The organism is Paraconexibacter sp., assembly GCF_041602235.1.
GTDB lineage: Bacteria > Actinomycetota > Thermoleophilia > Solirubrobacterales > Solirubrobacteraceae > Paraconexibacter.
The window spans coordinates 1-16,997 of the sequence record NZ_JBFIGP010000009.1 but is presented as its reverse complement, the minus strand read 5'-3'; the positions used below and the strand labels follow the sequence as shown (position 1 = coordinate 16,997).

At 71.6% G+C, this 16,997-nt stretch carries 16 protein-coding genes; 13 read left to right on the top strand and 3 right to left on the bottom strand.

Annotation, left to right across the window (positions count from 1 at the left end):
- Window position 1: 1 nt before the first annotated feature.
- The 10 genes from ABYE80_RS01520 to ABYE80_RS01475 are packed head-to-tail and all read left to right on the top strand — an operon-like array spanning window position 2 to window position 11,320.
- Entirely contained in the window at window positions 2-1,327 is a 1,326-nt protein-coding gene (locus tag ABYE80_RS01520; RefSeq protein WP_372788119.1) for an MlaD family protein, read from the top strand.
- Entirely contained in the window at window positions 1,324-2,712 is a 1,389-nt protein-coding gene (locus ABYE80_RS01515; protein ID WP_372788118.1) for an MlaD family protein, read from the top strand. Before ABYE80_RS01520 ends, ABYE80_RS01515 begins: the two co-directional genes overlap by 4 nt.
- Window positions 2,709-4,022, top strand: coding sequence for an MlaD family protein (locus ABYE80_RS01510; protein WP_372788117.1), 1,314 nt, complete (start codon window positions 2,709-2,711; stop codon window positions 4,020-4,022). Before ABYE80_RS01515 ends, ABYE80_RS01510 begins: the two co-directional genes overlap by 4 nt.
- The gene (locus ABYE80_RS01505) at window positions 4,019-5,335 is read left to right on the top strand and encodes an MlaD family protein (RefSeq protein ID WP_372788115.1); all 1,317 of its coding nucleotides are present in this window, start codon (window positions 4,019-4,021) and stop codon (window positions 5,333-5,335) included. Before ABYE80_RS01510 ends, ABYE80_RS01505 begins: the two co-directional genes overlap by 4 nt.
- The gene (locus ABYE80_RS01500) at window positions 5,332-6,669 is read left to right on the top strand and encodes an MlaD family protein (RefSeq protein WP_372788114.1); all 1,338 of its coding nucleotides are present in this window, start codon (window positions 5,332-5,334) and stop codon (window positions 6,667-6,669) included. Before ABYE80_RS01505 ends, ABYE80_RS01500 begins: the two co-directional genes overlap by 4 nt.
- 8 nt (window positions 6,670-6,677) lie before the next feature.
- Window positions 6,678-8,054, top strand: a complete 1,377-nt coding sequence (locus ABYE80_RS01495) for an MlaD family protein (protein ID WP_372788113.1) — start codon at window positions 6,678-6,680, stop codon at window positions 8,052-8,054.
- Between the two features lie 11 nt (window positions 8,055-8,065).
- A complete protein-coding gene (locus ABYE80_RS01490) occupies window positions 8,066-9,733 on the top strand; it encodes a phytoene desaturase family protein (RefSeq protein WP_372788112.1) in 1,668 nt (555 codons plus the stop codon).
- The gene (locus tag ABYE80_RS01485) at window positions 9,730-10,461 is read left to right on the top strand and encodes a hypothetical protein (RefSeq protein WP_372788110.1); all 732 of its coding nucleotides are present in this window, start codon (window positions 9,730-9,732) and stop codon (window positions 10,459-10,461) included. Before ABYE80_RS01490 ends, ABYE80_RS01485 begins: the two co-directional genes overlap by 4 nt.
- A complete protein-coding gene (locus ABYE80_RS01480) occupies window positions 10,458-11,045 on the top strand; it encodes a cytochrome c oxidase subunit 3 (RefSeq protein ID WP_372788109.1) in 588 nt (195 codons plus the stop codon). Before ABYE80_RS01485 ends, ABYE80_RS01480 begins: the two co-directional genes overlap by 4 nt.
- A complete protein-coding gene (locus tag ABYE80_RS01475) occupies window positions 11,042-11,320 on the top strand; it encodes a cytochrome C oxidase subunit IV family protein (protein WP_372788107.1) in 279 nt (92 codons plus the stop codon). Before ABYE80_RS01480 ends, ABYE80_RS01475 begins: the two co-directional genes overlap by 4 nt.
- 39 nt (window positions 11,321-11,359) lie before the next feature.
- On the opposite strand, the gene ABYE80_RS01470 is transcribed toward ABYE80_RS01475, so the two are convergent.
- From ABYE80_RS01470 to ABYE80_RS01460, 3 genes are all read right to left on the bottom strand, one after another.
- Window positions 11,360-11,908, bottom strand: a complete 549-nt coding sequence (locus tag ABYE80_RS01470) for a YbhB/YbcL family Raf kinase inhibitor-like protein (protein WP_372788106.1) — start codon at window positions 11,906-11,908, stop codon at window positions 11,360-11,362.
- A 108-nt stretch (window positions 11,909-12,016) separates the two neighbouring features.
- Window positions 12,017-13,471, bottom strand: a complete 1,455-nt coding sequence (locus ABYE80_RS01465; RefSeq protein ID WP_372788104.1) for an NAD(P)/FAD-dependent oxidoreductase — start codon at window positions 13,469-13,471, stop codon at window positions 12,017-12,019.
- Between the two features lie 108 nt (window positions 13,472-13,579).
- Window positions 13,580-14,863, bottom strand: coding sequence for a PucR family transcriptional regulator (locus tag ABYE80_RS01460; RefSeq protein WP_372788102.1), 1,284 nt, complete (start codon window positions 14,861-14,863; stop codon window positions 13,580-13,582).
- A gap of 109 nt (window positions 14,864-14,972) precedes the next feature.
- Here ABYE80_RS01460 and ABYE80_RS01455 point away from each other — a divergent pair, with 109 nt between their 5' ends.
- The 3 genes from ABYE80_RS01455 to ABYE80_RS01445 all read left to right on the top strand — a co-directional run.
- Entirely contained in the window at window positions 14,973-15,692 is a 720-nt protein-coding gene (locus ABYE80_RS01455; RefSeq protein WP_372788101.1) for a TetR/AcrR family transcriptional regulator, read from the top strand.
- 112 nt (window positions 15,693-15,804) lie between these two features.
- The gene (locus ABYE80_RS01450; protein ID WP_372788100.1) at window positions 15,805-16,275 is read left to right on the top strand and encodes a hypothetical protein; all 471 of its coding nucleotides are present in this window, start codon (window positions 15,805-15,807) and stop codon (window positions 16,273-16,275) included.
- Window positions 16,275-16,997 (top strand): aldehyde dehydrogenase family protein (locus ABYE80_RS01445; protein WP_372788098.1); only part of this gene is annotated, 723 nt, incomplete at its 3' end. The genes ABYE80_RS01450 and ABYE80_RS01445, both read left to right, overlap by 1 nt.

Sequence of the window (16,997 nt, the reverse complement as noted above, 5' to 3'; positions counted from 1 at the left end):
CGTGACCGTTCGACAGACCGCCCCTCTCGCTGCCCTCGTGGTCACGGCAGCGGTCATCGTCGCGATCATCTCCGGCGGCTCCGGGGAGGGGCATCGCATCACGCTGAAAACGACAGACGCGACCGGCGTGCTCGCCGGCCAGGACGTGCGTCTCGCCGGGAGCAAGGTGGGGAGGGTCACGGCCGTCGAGGCGATCGAGGACGGGCGCGCCGCGCGTATCGAGCTCCGCCTGGACGACGTCGCCTGGCCCGTGCGCACGGGCAGCAGGTTCACGGTGCGCTGGGGTGGGACCGTCTCGTACCTCAAGCGGTACATCGCCCTCAGGCCCGGCCCCGCGAGTGCTCCGGCCATTCGCGACGGGTCGGCGCTGCCCGCCTCGGCCCTCGTCACGCCCGTCGACTTCGACGCGCTGATCAATCAGTTCGGACCGCGCGTCCGCGGTTCCATCAGCGCCTTCCTCGATCGTGGCGGAGCGACCCTGCTCCGGAGCTCGCCCGACGTGCGACGGGTGCTCGATCGCACCCCCGGGGCGCTGATGCAGTCCAGTGCCCTCCTACGGGAGGTGGTGACGTCGCAGTCCGACCTGCGGGCGCTGCTCACGAGCACCGGGCGCGTCGTCACAGCCCTCGAGACCGCGGATCCGAGCATCGATCAGGCCGTCCACGGCGCTGCCCGGACGTTCGCGGCCACCGCCCGCCGGACGGACGAGATCCGCCGCACGCTGGTCGCGGCGCCCCGCACGCTGTCGAAGGCCCGCGCAACCCTCGGGCGCGCCGACAGGACCCTGGATCTCGCCCGCTCGGCGACGGCGCGGATCGCCCCGGGCGTCGAGCAGCTGCAGCGGACGGTGGCGCCGGTCAACCAGCTTCTGCGGCAGGTCGTCCGCGTCGGCCCGGACGCCCGCTCGACCCTCGTCACCGCGCGCCGCTCCGCGCCCGCCGTGACCCGGCTCCTCGAGCGGACGGGTGAGCTCCTGCCCACGATCGACTCGGTCGTCACCCAGGCCAACGCCCAGCTGCGCTGCATCAGGCCCTACACGCCGGAGCTCGCCTCGATGGGCACCAACTGGTCGGGCTTCATCTCCGCGGTCGACGACCGTGACTACTATGCGCGGGTCGCTCCGGCCGCGCTGACCTTCGCGCCGACGAACGCGGAGAGCAAGAGCGTGGGCGAGGTCGTCCGCGACTTCCCCGGCGTGACCGTCGGCTTCCCCCGTCCTCCCGGAACGGTCGCCGGACAGCCGTGGTTCCTGCCCGAGTGCGGCGCCGGCCGAGATGCTCTCGATCCGTTCAAGGACGCCGAGGCCCGAGTCCGGAGCAAGCCATGACCGTTCACAAGGTCGCTCTCGGCGGGCTCGTGGGCCTGGTCGTCCTCCTGGGCCTGACCCTCGGCGGAGGGTGCGGACGGAGCGCGGACTACACGGTTCGTCTCGAGATGGACGACGCGCTGGGACTGCGCAACGGATCGAAGGTCGTGGTCGGCGGCATCGACGTGGGGCGGGTGTCCCTCGAACTCGGACGCGGCGACACCGTGGAAGCCGAGGTGACCATCGACGAGGAGTACGCGCCGATCGGGAAGGACGCGACCGCGAACATCAAGTCGGTCAACCTCCTCGGGCAGAAGAGCCTCGAGCTCGTCCCGGGCGACAGTGCGCGTGATCCGGCGCCGTCGGGCTTCACCCTCAAGGCCGCCCGCGTCACTCCGTCGACGGACCTCGACCAGGTCCTCGACGTCCTCGACAGCGATACGCGCGATCGGCTCACCATCCTGCTCAACGAGGCCGGCCAGGCGGTCACCGGTCGCAGGACGGACATCGCGAGCGTCCTCCGGAGCTTCCCGACCGGGCTGCAACAGGGGCGGGACCTCCTGGCTCGCGTCGACGCCGACCACGGTCGCCTCGCGGACCTCGTGCGGAAGTCCGATCGCTTCGTCGCGACGGTGACCCGCGACCGGGAGGCGCTGACGCGGATGCTCGACACCTTCGGCGGCGCGGCGGAGACGGCGGCCACGCGTCGCTCGCAGCTGCGAGCGACGCTGCGCCGACTGCCCGGCACGCTCGTGACCGCGCAGGCGTTCTTGGACGATCTCCGCACGACGAGCGTTCCGCTCGGTAGCGCCTCGCGTCAGCTCCGGGAGGTCGCCGGGCCGCTGGACGACACCCTCTCCGAGGTCGCGGGCTTCACCGACGACGCGACGCCGACACTGCGGCTGGCCTCGAAGGCCGCGCCGTCGCTGACCCGCCTGGCCGTGGGTGCGACGCCGGTCGTCCAGAGGCTGGCCCCGACCCTTCGTCGGCTGGCCGCCTTCAGCTCCGACCTCGCGCCGGTGACGGCGATGCTCGACAAGAGCGCGAACAACCTGATCGGAACGGCCGTCAACTGGGCGCACGCGATCCAGGGCCGTGACAGCCTCTCGCACGTCTTCAGGGCCGAGGTGGCGATCTCTCCCCACACGCTGCAGCAGGCGGTCGACTACTACCTGGCCTCGATTCGCCCCGCCCGCACCGAGAAGGCCCGCAAGCCCGCTCGGACCAAGCGGCCGTCGGTGGCGGTGCCGAAGCCCACGGTCCCCGCACCGGTCAAGAAGGCGACCGACCCCGTGACCACGGCCACGGATCGGGTGACCGAGACCCTGGAGCAGGCCGTCCGTGACGCGATCGGCGGCGGCGACAAGGGCACCGAATCGCTCCTCGACTTCCTCTTCAAGCCATGAGCGCGCTCCGCCGCAACCTCCGACGCTCCCCGCGCAGGGACACCGAGTCGGTGCCGCGCACGCTCGCGAAGTCGCTTGCGACGATCGCGTTCGTCGGGGCGGTCCTCTACGTCGGCCTGACGTCGTACAACGGCGTGCCCGGCCGCCAGTACGGCACCGTCTACGCGGAGGTCCCCGGCGTCGGCAACCTCATCCGGCACGATCCGGTCCGGATCGCGGGCGTCCGTGTCGGGCAGGTCGAGCAGATCGGGCTGACCGAGCGCGGACGCCCACGGATCCGGCTGCAGATCGAGCCGAACACGGACATCCCTTCCGACACCGGCGTCGCAGTCCGGGCCAACGGCCTGCTCGGCGCGCGCTACGTGCAGCTGGTCCCGGGTACGAGCGCGACGCCCCTCGCCGACGGCGGGACGATCACTGCCGACCGCGACGCGCTCAGCTTCGGGATCGCCGATGCCCTCGACACGTTCGACGCGAAGACGCGGACGCGGCTGGGCGACACCCTCGACGGCCTGGGCGAGGGCCTGCTCGGGCAGGGCGAGAACCTCAACGACTCGTTGCGGGTGCTGGCCCCAGCCGTCCCCCGCTTCAGCTCGGTGATGCGCGCCATCACGGCCCGGCCCGGCTCGGCGGAGCGGCTCCTGCCGTCGCTCGACGGACTGATGACGCCCCTGGACGACAACCGCGAGCAGATCGGCTCGTTCTTCGATCCGGCGGACCGCGCCGTCGCCCCGTTCGTCCGCGAGCGGGCGGCGCTTCGCGCCGCCCTGGCGGAGGCCCCCTCCAGCCTCGGCGCGGCGCAGACAGGGCTCCGGCGAGGGCAGCGGCTGCTGCTGGCCGCGCGTAGGCTGTCGCGGTCGGTCGACGCCGTCTTCCCGTCGCTGACGCCGGGCCTGCGCGCGACCGGGAGCCTGCTGCGCGACTCTCCGCCCTCGCTCACCCGCGCTCGCGGTCTGCTGACCGACGCCGTTCCGACGGTTCCGGCGGCGCTGCGCATCACCCGCGCGCTCAAGCCGGTTCTCCCGCGTCTCGACGGGGGCCTGGCCGACGCGATCCCGATGCTGCAGTACATCGGTCCGCGCGCCTGCGACATCGAGAACTTCGGGGTGACGATGCGCAGCATGACCGGTTTCGGCGGCGAGGGGACCGGACCGCTCGGACCGCTCATGCAGTTCCGCGCCCAGGTGATCTTCGCTCCCGAGACGCTCGCTCCGCTTGGCACCGTCGTCAAGCCGAGGAAGGACCAGTACGCCGCCCCGTGCCGCTACCTCTCGAAGCCGTATCCGTCCGTCAGCGGGGGTGCACGATGAGGCGTCCGGCGCTCACCGATCGCGTCATCGGCGTCGCGCTCGCCGTCGCGATCCTGCTGTTCCTGGTCGGGGTCGTGACCGGCTCGCTCCGATCGCTGTTCGCCGGCGGGGGCGACCGGGTGGTTCGTGCCCAGTTCACCGACACCCGGCAGCTCAAGGAGGGCGGGCCGGTCCGGATCAGCGGTGTGGACGTCGGCAAGGTCAAGGACGTCGAGCTGGCCGCGGACCGTCGCTCGAGCGTCGTCACGATGGAGATCGACGGCGAGAAGGCGGGTCCGCTGTATCGCGACGCCGGCGCCCGGATCCGGTTCCGGACGCTTCTCGGCGGCTCGTTCTACGTCGATCTCAGCCGCGGCATGGAGACCGGGGAGCCTCTCGGCTCCGAGACCATCCCGACCCGCCGCACCGGCAGCCAGGTCGAGCTCGACGATCTCACGACGTTGCTGAAGGGCGACGTACGTCGGGGACTGCACGCCATCCCGGCGGAGCTCGCGGCCGCGCTGCGCCGGCCGGAGCTTCCGGCGGCGGCGCTGCGGGCGACCGCGCGGCAATCGCCATCCCTGGAGGCGGGACTCGAGGCGTTGCGGGGAACGCGCCCCGGCAGTGACGTGCCCGCGCTCGTGCGGCAGACCTCGCGTACGGTCCGGGCGTTGGATGCCCCGGCACAGCGGCTCCGGCAGCTCGTCTCCGGCGCGGCCACCCTGGTCCGGACGACCGCGGCGCGGGACGCCGAGATCGACCGCCTGCTGGCCGACGCGCCGGGCGTCCTCCGTCGCACGGACCGGACCGTCGATCGCCTCGACGTGACCCTGCGCGCCGCCGACCCGGTCCTCGCCGACGTCGTCGAAGCCGCGCCGGCCGTCGCGCCGACGGTGGCGAAGCTTCGCGCGCTGGTCGCCCCGGCCAACGCCTTGCTCGCAGACGCACTGCCGCTGGTGCGCCGCCTCAAGCCCGCCGTCGAGGACCTCGCCAGCGCCGCGCGTCGAGGCACGCCGCTGCTGGACGCGATCGAGCCGCCGCTGAGGACGCTGGAGCGGACCGTGCTGCCCTACACCGGCACCGTCGATCCCGACAGCGGGCACACGCCCGCGCAGATGGTGGGCCCGGGGATCTCCGGTCTCGCGTCGATCGGGTCGTACCTCGACAACAACGGCCGCCTCGTGCGGTTCCCCGTCTCCGGTGGCAACTCGAGCTTCTACCTGCCGTGTCAGGCGTACCTCAACAACCCGGACGCGGCGGAGATGCTCGCGTGCCGGGCCCTGAAGAAGAGCGTCACCTCGCTGTTCGGCTGGACCGAGAGGAAGCACCCATGAGCGGCCAGGCACAGGACTCCGACCTCGTCGACGTCCGTGACCGCGTCGGGGCGGGCAACCGGCGCGCGCGGATCTCACGCCAGCTCCGGAGATCGATCAGCCCCGCGGGTATCGCCCTTCTGGCGACCATCGGCAGCCTGGCCTGCGGAGCGTTCCTCGTCCTGAGGATCGACCGGACTGCCCTCGTGAGCTCTCAGCGGGTCTCCTTCGCCGTTCGCAACGCCGCCGGAGTCGTCCCGCGGGTCGACGAGGTGCGGTTCCGCGGGATCCCCGCCGGCAAGATCGAATCCGTCGAGCTTCGCGGGACCCAACCGGTCGTGACCGTGCTGCTGGAAGGCAAGTACGGCACCGTGTACCGCGACGCGAGGGCCGCGCTCCGGCCCAACACGCCCCTGCAGGACATGTACCTGAACATCGTCGACCGCGGCACACCCGGGGCCGGACGGGCGTCCGAGAAGTCGTTCGTGCCCGAGACGCGGACCGACACGTCGGTCAGCATCAGTTCCGTCCTCGACGTCTTCGCCGGGGACGAGCGGGCGCGCCTGGCTCACCTGCTCGACGACTTCGGCAACGGCATGGCCGACGGCGGTGCGCGGCTGCGCACCGCCTTCGCCGAACTCGTGCCGTTCGTCACGGTGGCCGGCAGGATCACCGCTCAGCTCGAGGCGAACGCTGCGATGACGAAGCGGCTGGTCCACAACACCAGCGTCCTCACGGGCGCGCTCGGTGACCGCGAGACGTCGCTGCGACGCCTCGTCGACGAGGGCGCCGCGACCCTGACGACGCTGCAGAACGGATCGCGCGACCTGGATCGCGTCCTGGTCGAGCTACCCAGGACGCTCGCCGCCGCCGACCGGTCGTTCGCCGCCGTCCGCGGCGTGCTGCCCGATGTCGATGGCGCGCTCACGGCGCTGGCCCCGGGCACAGCCCGCCTCCGGCCCGCGCTGACCGACGTGCGGCGCCTGCTCGACGCCGCCACGCCCGCGGTGCGGGACCTGCGCACGCCGGTGCGGCGCCTCGTGCCACTGGCCCGATCGCTCAGCCCGGCCGCCGAGGCCCTGGACGTCTCGGTCGCCCGCCTGCTGCCACAGGTGCCGCCGATCAAGAAGACGGTGGACGTCGTCGCGGGGTGCCTGCCCGAGCTCAACGGCTTCTTCAAGTGGGACGCGTCGATGGCGAAGTTCGGAGACGCGCTGGGACCCGTTCCGCGCGGCAACGCGGTCGCCGGCGCGCAGAGCGCGGGCGCCAGCAACCCCTACGAAGGCCCGAAGAAGGTCTGCGCTCCTGGTCCGACCATCGCGGGGCGCCCCGCCGAGGAGAAGGACAAGGAATGAGCCAGGCAATGACCCCCAAACGCCGCGCGGACCTACGTCAGCGAGGCTTCTTCGGCGCGGTGGCCCTGGCGGTCGCGCTCTACGTCCTCTGGCTGATGGTCATGTCCGGCGGAGTCGCAAAGCCCGGAACCGGGTACGAGATCTCCGCGGTGCTGCCGACCGCCGGGGCTCAGCTGGTCTCCGGAGCACGCGTCACGATGGCCGGGGTCGAGGTCGGCTCGGTCTCGGGTGTCGAGCGCCGTGGTAGCGGAGCCGTGGTGAGGTTGCGACTCACGGACGCCGCGGTGGTCCCGCTGCCCGCCACGACCCGTGCGCAACTGCGCTCGCGCACACCGCTGGGCGAGAACTACATCTCCTTGCTGCCCGGGCGAGGGGGACCGACGCTGGCCGAAGGGGCGGTGATCCCGCTCGCTCAGGCGGTCGACTCCGTCGACGTCGACGAGGTGCTGTCCGTCCTGCGCGGTCCGGCCCGTGCGCGTGCCCGCCAGCTGATCCGCGGCGTCGGGTCCGCCGTCGATGGCCGCGGTCGCAAGCTCAACGCCCTGGTCGGGTCTGCCAGCGGCACCGTCGACTCCGGCGCCGTGCTGGTCGACACCCTCTACGGGCAGCGCGAGCAGGTCAGCCGGCTGGTCGACCAGCTCGGTGCGGTCGCGACCCGACTCGGTGAGCGCGACCAGGACATCCGCACGATCGCCCGACGGGGCACGCAGACCTTCCGCGCGATCGCGGCCCAGGACGACGACCTCCGCACACTCGCGCGGGAGCTGCCCTCGACGCTCGCCCAGATACGACGGACGACGGGCAAGCTCGGCGCGACGAGCGACGTCGCCGCTCCGGTGCTCGGTCGCCTTGCGAGCACGATCACGGCGGCGAAGCCGGCCGTGCGCTCCCTGCGGCCCGGGGCCACGCACCTGCGACGAGTCGTCGACGAGCTCGGCGCTGCGACCCCGAGGCTGCGGGCGACGCTCGGCGCCCTGCGACGTGTCTCCGGACCGGTGGCGAAGACGCTGCCCGGCGCGGAGAAGGCGCTGTGCGAGGTCAACCCGATCCTGCGCTACACCAAGCCCTACGTCGCGGATCTCGTCGGCGTCCTCACCGGCCTGAGCTCTGCGTCGAACGCCTACGACGCCGTCGGGCACACGATCCGGCTGGCGGCCACCATCAACGAGACCGCTCTGGTCGGGCTGCCGGACGACCTCAACGTCGCCGCGAACACGTTGCTCCACAGCGGCCTGCTCTCCAAGAGCAACGGCGCCACGTTCATCCCGTTCCCGGGCCCCAAGGAGGGGCATCGCACCGCCGAGGACTACCCACGCGTCTCGGGACCGGGCGAGGTCCGGACCAAGGCCAACTACACGTACCCGCGGATCACCGCCGACTGCTGAGAGAGACAGGCATGCATCAGAACGGACAAGAGTCCCCGGACGTCATCATCATCGGAGCGGGGCACAACGGCCTCACCGCGGGCTGCTACCTCGCGCGGGACGGGCTACGTGTCCTCGTCGTCGAGGCCTCGCCGACCGTCGGCGGGATGACCTCGAGCAACGCCACGCTCGAGAAGGCCCCAGGGCACGTCTTCAACGAGGGGGCGATCCAGCTGACCGGGGTCTTCCGGATGTCCGGGATCGCCGAGGACCTCCAGCTCGCGCGCTTCGGCCTTCGTGAGATCCCGGTGGATCCCGCGCACGTGCAGCTGGCGCCCGACGGGAGCTCGTTCGCGGTCTGGGAGAGCGCTGAGCGCAGTGCCGAGGAGCTGCGCAAGTTCTCGCGCAAGGACGCGCAGGCCTGGCTCGACTACTCCAACGCCATGTATCCGGTGCTCGGTCTGATGCTCGCGTACATGAAGGTCCACCCCACGCGGCCGTGGGGACGGGAGATGCTCCGCGAGCTCGTCGGCGCGGCCCGCAGGCCCGGGCGGCTCTGGAGCCTGCGCCACATGCTCACCGCATCGCACACCGAGTTCCTCGAGGAGACGTTCGAGACCGAGCTGCCCAAGGGGGCTCTCGCCGCGATGGCGGCGTTCTCGCAGATGCGCCTCGACATGACGGCCTGGGCGATGATCTACCTCGGCGTGGTGCAGCGAAAGGCCAACGCGATGCCGGTGGGGGGCACCGGAGCCCTGCCCGCGGCGCTTCACGAGTGCCTGGTGCATCACGGCGGCACGGTACGGACGTCGGCATCGGTCGAGGAGATCCTCGTCAGCGGCAACCGCGCCACGGGCGTGCGTCTCAGCTCCGGCGAGACGATCGCGGCGCGCGTCGGCGTCCTCAGCGCCTGCAACCCGACGATCACGCTCATGCGCCTGCTCCCGGAGGGCACGCTGCCCGAGCAGCTCGAGTGGCGCGCGAAGGACATCCCGATCCGCAAGACGCACGCGACGTCGCTGAAGATCAACGTCGCCCTCAGCGGCCAGTTGAAGCTCACGCGGCACGAGCGCTGGCGCGGTGACGGCCTCGATCTCCGCAAGTACCTGCTGGCCTGGCACACCCTCGAGGAGCAGGACCGTGCCTGGACGAACTGCGTGCGCGGAGAGTGGCCCGACCCGGTCCCGATCAGCTGCGTGATCGCCCCGACCGCTGTCGATCCGACCCAGGCCCCGGAGGGCTGCGACAACCTCTGGTTGTGGTCGGGCGTGATTCCCGTGACCCCTCGCGAGCCGTGGAACGACGTCCGTGACAAGATCGGCGACGACGTGTTGCGCAACTGCGCCGAGTACTACGACGGCCTGGACACGCTGGAGATCGATCGTGCCGTCCTCGGAGGGCCCGACCTCGAGGCGCGTTTCAACGCGCCCGCCGGCAACGTCTACCACGTCGATCCGCTGATCTCGCGATTCGGTCCGATGCGGCCGGCGCCAGGCCTCGGCGGGTACAAGATGCCCGTCGACGGGCTGTACCTCTCCGGGGCCGGCACCCATCCGACCGGCGGCGTCTGCGCGCTCCCGGGCAAGCTCGCGGCCCAGACCCTCCTGCGGGACCGCAGGTCGCTGGGACGCAGGACGGGCGGCCGTCCGGCGCCGCCGCGCGCCGCGCACGTGGAACCGGCCGAGGGCGTTCCCGCGTGAGCGTCACGCTGCAGCGCTGGTGCACCTGGAGCGGGCCGCTCTTCATCGGCGTCTTCTTCGGCGGGATCCTGATCGCGGGATGGCTTCCGCCGGTCTCGGCCAACCTCTCCACCGATGCGGTGGCGTCGATGTATGGCGAGAACGCCGACAGCATCCGGATGGGGGCGCTGCTGATCGGCGCGTCGAGCTTCGCGCAGGGGGTGTGGGCCGCCGTCATGAGCTGCCAGCTGCGGCGGATCGAAGGTGATCGGCCGCTGTTCACCTATATGCAGCTCGCTGGAGGCGCGGTCGGGATCTTCGTCGTGATCTTTCCCGCCTTCCTCTTCGCGGTGGCCGCCTTCACGCCCTCACGCGATCCGCAGATCACCAAGGCGTTCCACGATCTCGGGTGGCTGGCGCTGGTCGGCGTCGGATGGCCCGCGATCCTCCAGGCGCTCGCCGTCGCGGCGGCAACGCTCACCGATCGCAGCGAGCGCCCGGTGTTTCCCCGGTGGTTCGGCTGGTTCAACATCTGGACGGCGCTGGCCTTTCTTCCCGGCCCCTTCCTGATCTTCTTCCACACGGGCGCGTTCGCGTGGCACGGCGCCGCCGTCTTCTGGTTGCCGGCCACGGCGTTCGGCGTCTGGTTCGCCGTGTGGTTCGTGGTGCTGCGCCGCGCCATCGCGCAGGAGGCGCGAGACGGGACGGTCGCCGAGGGCACGACCCCGGACTCGCTGGTGACCGCGTGAGCACGCGTCGCCCACCGCTGCGCCCCGGCACCCCGGCGGTTCCCGGTGAGCCGGGCCTGTGGCTGCTCATCCTGCTGGACATGACGGTCTTCGCCGTGTTCTTCGCCGCGGCGCTCGCGATACGCGCCGACCAGTCGGAGATGTACGGTGCCGCCTCCGCTGCGCTGCATCCGGAGATCGGGGCGGCGAACACCGTGCTGCTGCTGACCGCGTCGGTGTTCGTCGCGCTGGGCACCAGGACCGCACGGGAGGGCGCCTACGTCGTGTCGGCCCGGTTCCTGACCTGGGCTCTGGCGTGCGGGCTCGCGTTCTGCGCCGGCAAGGTCTACGAGTGGGCGGAGCTGCTCGACCGGGGCCTCACGCCGTCGACCAACGACTTCTTCTCGCTCTACTACATGGTCACCGGCATGCATCTCGTCCACGTCCTCATCGGCCTGGGGGCGCTGTGCGTGATGCGAGCCTGGCTGCTGCGCGCCAACGGGCGCGAGACCTCGCTGCGGCTCGTCGACGGTGGCGGGTGCTACTGGCACATGGTCGATCTGCTGTGGCTCGTGATCTTCCCGATCCTGTACCTGCTCGGATGACCGACGATCTCGATCTCCTGCGGAGCCGTCAGAGCCTGGTCTGGGCGGTGCTGGTCCTCGCCACGATCGCGTCGCTGTACCTCGGCACCGATCACGGGCTCGACGATCGCGATGCCGGGGCCGCGGTGCTGCTGGGCGTGGCGTTCGTCAAGGTCCATCTCGTCGGCCGCCACTTCATGGAGCTGCACTCGGCGGCGCGCTGGCTGCGGCGGGTCTTCGACCTCTACGTGGGCGTGGTCGGCCTCGGTCTGATCGGCCTCGTCCTCGTCCTCTGACGCGCGAGTACGCGGACCGGAGCAGGCGGGGGTTGGAGCTCAGCCCTCGATCTCGTACGTCGCGACGATCATGCCGCGAGCAAGCGTGTGCCCGAAGAGGTTGAAGCCCATGAACGCCGGGGTGACGTCGGCGGTGATCCCGAGAGCCTCCACGTCGACCGCGTGGACGACGAACGCGTAACGGTGCGGTCCGTGGCCCGCGGGCGGCGCGGCACCGAGGTAGTGATGGCCACCGGCGTCGTTGCGCAGCGTCAGGGACCCGGACGGCATCCCGGTGCTGCCGGGGGCGCCGGCGCCGGACGGCAGCTCGGTGACGTCCGCGGGGATGTCGGCGACCGCCCAGTGCCAGAAGCCGCTGCCGGTCGGAGCGTCGGGATCGAACACCGTGACCGCGAAGCTCTTGGTCTCCTCGGGGAAGCCGCTCCAGGAGAGCTGCGGCGAGGAGTCCTCGCCACCGGCGCCGAAGATGCCCGAGACCTGGGGCATCGGGAGGCGCTCGCCGTCCGCGATGTCGGTGCTGCTCACGGTGAACGACGGCACCTGCGGGAGGTACGCGTAGGGGAGTTCGGGGCGGTTGGTGGAGGTCATGTGCCGCTTCTATCGCATCAGCGTCGCCCGCGCACGGGTTGCGGGCGGGGCCTGTGCCTCTCGTGCAGACAGTATGGGCACGAGGGGCACAGCCCACCGCACAGGTGCCTAGGCCGAGGCGCCCGCCGCGGCCGGCTGGCGGGAGCGAGAGGCGGTCTCCGGGGGGTCGGTGCTGACCGGCCACTGGAAGGCCCGCTCCGACCGCGTCATCCGGGTCGAGCGGAACGCGTCACGGCGGCGCTCACGGTGGATGTCGAAGTCGATCCTGAGCTCCTCCACGACCTCGCGGACGAGACCCCGCCGGTCCGCTCCCGGGCGGGCGGCCGCGCGAAGGAGCGCCTTGGCGCCGACGCCGAGGTGCAGCACACGGTCCGGGTTGCGGGTCCGGTTGAAGGCGTCGCTGAAGCCGGGGTCGGTCGTCGAGGCGAACTGGCGCAGCGCCTCGACGACGAGGGAGGAGCTGGGCACCGCGCGGGACTCGCGGTTGCCCCAGTGGTAGGTGCCCTGGCATTCGCGGTCGCGGCGGCGCTCTGCGCGAAGCAGGGCCTGGTCCAGCGCGCGGGGATCGTGCAGGTGCGGGGCGGCCTGCTCGCCGAGCAGGCGCCCGAACCGCACGGCATCGCGGATCCCCTGGGCGATCACCGGATCCTTGAAGTGGCCGGCGTCGCCGACGAGCGCCCATCCCGGTCCGCTGGAGGCGCGGAAGAAGGCGGGGACGTCCGGGGTGCTGCGGATCTTCGTCGCGTTCGTCGCGCCGGCCACCCGGCGGGCGAGCGACGGGTTCAGCGCGACCTTGCGCTCCCAGGTGCCCTCGGGATCGCGGCGGAACTCGCGCACCTCCTCGGCGGGCCCCATGAAGAGGACGAGCATGCGGTCGTCCGGACACGGGAACGCCATGCCGTGGGTGTCGCCCGCTCGGAACTGGCTCATCGTGTGGCCCCAGCGCGTGCCGGCCTGCGGATCGTCCATGTACCGGAAGACCAGTCCGCGTCCGTTGCGCGAGGCGCGGTACGGCTGCTCGGCGCCGAGGAGGGACGCCATCGTGGACCTGCGCCCGTCAGCACCGACGACCAGTTTGGCCCGGAGCTCCCGCTCGACACCTTCGGCGTCCGTGTAGCGGACCCCAGCGGCGCGGCCCTCGTGCCAGATGACGTCCTTGACGCTGCACCGTTCACGGACCTCCACGCCCTGGTCCCGCGCGGTCTCGACCAGCGCCATGTCGAGCTGCGTGCGGGGGACGCACAGCCCGTAGTCGATGCCGTCGACAGCGGTGAACCGCTCGCGGGCTTCGAGCTCGCCCTCGACGGTCACCACGATCTCCGGGATCTTCGGCGGGTCGAGCGCGAGGATGCGGTCGAGGGCTGCGAGGTAGGAGAGCTCAGCGACCCCGGCGGGGAAGAGCAGGTGCGTCGAGAGCGTGTCCGAGGGGAACTTCGATCGGTCCAGGGCGATGACCTTGCGACCGCCGCGCGCGAGGGCGATCGCGGTGGCGGAGCCGGCGCACCGGGCGCCGACGACGATGGCATCGCACGACTCGGTCAGGGCGGTGTTCTCGGGGCTCATGGTGATCCTCTTCCTCTCTCCAGGGGAGGGCCACGATCGCAGATCCTGGTCTATTTGTAAAGAGATTCAGAAATGAAGCCCACTCTAAATAACGCGCCGCCGCTGCGATCACGGTCCCGCCGACGGGGGCGGTGACCGGCCGATCAGCCGTCGGGCGACCAGGAGCTCGCTCACGTCCCGGAAGCTGCGCGGGTCGCGTCCGGTGACCTCGGCGATACGGGCGAGCCGGTTGTGCACGGTGTTCACGTGGCAGTGCAGCGCCGACGCCGCGGCCGTCGGGCTGAGGTTCGCCGTCGCGTAGGCCTCGAGCGTCGACGTGAGCACGCCGTGAGCGGCGAGATCCTCGCGCAGGAACCTGGCGATCTCGTCCGGCACGAGACGCGTCGCCGTCGACGTGGCGCTGAGCGTCAGGTACTCGAGCGGGTCCACGTCCCAGAGGCAGACCGCCTTCCCGGTCACAGCGGAGAACTCACGGGCCTGGAGGGCCTCCCGGTAGGCGTCGGGCACGTCGCGCTGCGAGGTGACGCGTGTGCTGGCTCCCAGGATCAGCCCGACGTCGCGGGCCACCGTGTGCGCGTGGACCTCGGCGAGGGCCTGGCTCATCGCCCCCTCGCGGTCCGTGGTGAGGGCGGCGATCGCGACGATCTCGTCGCCGCGGAGGGTGACGAGGGGATGCTCCGCGCGACCCGTGGCGCGGCCGACCGCGCGGGCGACGGCTCGCAGTTCGTGCTCGTCGCGAGGCCCCGCCGTGGCCTCCGCGGAGATGACGATGAGGGCGGGGGCGTCGAGCAGCCCGGCGTCGCGGATGGCGTCCCGCCCCGGCTGTGATTCGGGCAGGCGACCGGACAGCAGATCCTCGACCACGGCTCGCCGGACCCGCTCACCACCCAGCAGCAGGAGCTGCTCGGTCTCGAGGTAGACCGACGTGAGCTCGGTGCTCGCGAGGTTGATGTACTCGAGGATGGGCCTGACCAGGGCGAGGGCAGCTGCCTCGTCGTCGGGTGTCGCGAGATCGCGGACCGCCTCCCAGGCGACGCGCTGCCCGACGCGGAAGGCGTGGAGGAACGCCGGCAGGGGAAACCTCGCGAGCGCTCGCCGGGTCGTCGGCGCACGAAGGAACGTCAGCTCGTCCGGGCGCACGGACCGGCCCTCGCGCATGACGCGGGCCATCACCGTGAAGTTGGCGACCGCGTGCGCCCTCACCTCCGCGTGGAACGCGGGGTCGGCGACCGCGGCGTACGCCGGGATCTCGTCGGCCATCGCCTGCGCTGCCCGGCTCGCGACGTCCGGGACGTGCTGCAGGAAGGCGTCGGCGAGTCGCTGCTGCGCTGCCTGCACCGTCGCGGCGTCGCTGTCCGAGGAGCCTCGAGCACGATTTGGAGACTCCTTCATACTTGAGGCACACTACAAATACGGGCGGTGGGAGGCAACCGATGCGCGCGTGGTCCCGGGTCTCGCATCAAGGGTCGCGGATCGCCCGGCAGTAGCATCCCCACCCGGAATGGCTGCCGACACCGACAAGCGGGAGGGACGGGTCCAGCGACGCCGGACACGCACCCGCGCCGCCCTGCTCGATGCCGCCGAGCAGGCGTTCACGCGCGACGGCTACCACGGTGTGACGATGGAGAGCCTGGCCGCGGAGGCCGACGTCTCGGTCGGCTCCATCTACCAGCACTTCACGAACAAGGATGGCCTGTACCTCAAGGTGGCGGAACGGGCGACCGACCTGTTCGCCGGGTACCTGGAGCAGGCGTACGCGGCCAGCGAGTCGCCGTTGGAGCAGGTGATGGCCTGCGGGCACGCCTACCTGCTCTTCCACCTCGAACACCCCGGAGCGTTCAGGCTCATCGCCTTCGACGGGGTGGAGAGCCGCGCCCCCGCCGGCGGTGAGGCGGCGCACCGGGAGGCGACGGCCCGCACTGCCGCGGTCATCGCGCGGTTCCGCGACTGCATCGCAGCCGCCGTCGCCTCGGGGGAGGCCGGTCCGCACGTCGACCCCGAGCTCACCGCCCGTGTCCTCTTCGGGGCGTGGAACGGCATCGTCGGCCTGGGACTACGGCACGACGAGTTGCGGCAGGACGACGACGCGATCACCGCATGCGTCGAGCAGATGCGTCAGATCGTGCTCAACGGGCTCGTCGATCCCGGGTACCGGGACGTCGGCGGATCCGCCCGTGCGGCACTGCTGACGATCGAATCGCCCCAGAACGACGACGACTGACTCTTGGTCGGCCGCGAGCGCCCCGGTTGGGTGCTCAGCACAGTCCGGCACGGGGCAACATTGGTTGCCCGCACCGTTCTGTCGTAGGGGACCGCGGGCGTACGGTCGACCCATGCTGACGAAGAACGCGACGGCCCCCGCGATGCCCGCGACGCAGGCACAGGCGCAGGCGGCAACGCAGATCCCGATCTCGCTGGTCGAAACGCCGCCGACCGCGGACGCGCCGGCCTGCGTGCAGCGGACCGTGGCCTTCTTCGAGCGCCACGCGGCTGATCCGCACGTCGCGGCGCGACTGTGCCGAGCCGACAGCACCGTGCACATCCATGTCGGGGACGGGTGCGGCGTGACCCTGCGGCTGGACCGTATGCCACCCGAGGCCGAGGCAGGCATCGTCGGCAGCGCCGAGATCGAGATCGACTGCACGCCCGCGCAACTCGACGCCCACGTCGCCGGTGAGCGCACCCTCGGTCAGGAGATCATGGACCGTCAGGTCACGTACGTGGGCCCGGTGCGGAAGTTCCTCGCGATCTCACCGATCCTGCGCGGGCTCAGCCGTGGCGAGGGCGCGCGGGCGCGCTCGTGATGCAGCTCGTCGATTCCGAGACGGCACGTGAGGTCGCGCGGCCGGCCGTCATCGAGGTCCGAAACCCGGCGACCGGCCAGCTCGTCGACACCGTCCCCAACCTCGATGCCGAGCAGGTCGCCGCGGCGGTGGCACGCGGTCGAGCAGCGCAGCGGGCCTGGGCGGCGCGAGATCTCGACGCGCGGTGCGCGGTCCTGCGCAGGGCGCAGCGATGGCTGGTCGATCATGCCGACGAGGTCATCGACGTCATCGTCTCCGAGACCGGCAAGACGCGGGAGGACGCGCAGATCGGTGAGATCGCCTACGGCGCCTCGGCGCTGGGCTTCTGGGCGAAGAAGGCGCCGAAGTACCTGGCGGACGAGAAGATCCGGTCGTCGAACCGGTTCCTGCTGGGCAAGACGCTGCGGCTCAACTACCGACCCCTCGGGGTCGTGGGCGTCATCGGCCCGTGGAACTTCCCCCTGACGAACTCCTTCGGCGACTGCATCCCGGCGCTGGCCGCGGGCAACGCCGTCGTCCTCAAGCCGTCCGAGGTCACCCCCCTCACCTCGCAGCTGATGGGCCGGATGCTGGCGGAATGCGGCCTGCCGGAGGACGTCTACCAGGTGGTCACGGGCGACGGGGAGACCGGCGCCGCGCTCATCGACCACGTGGACTTCCTGCAGTTCACCGGCTCCACGAGCACCGGCAAGAAGGTGATGGCGCGAGCCGCCGAGACGATC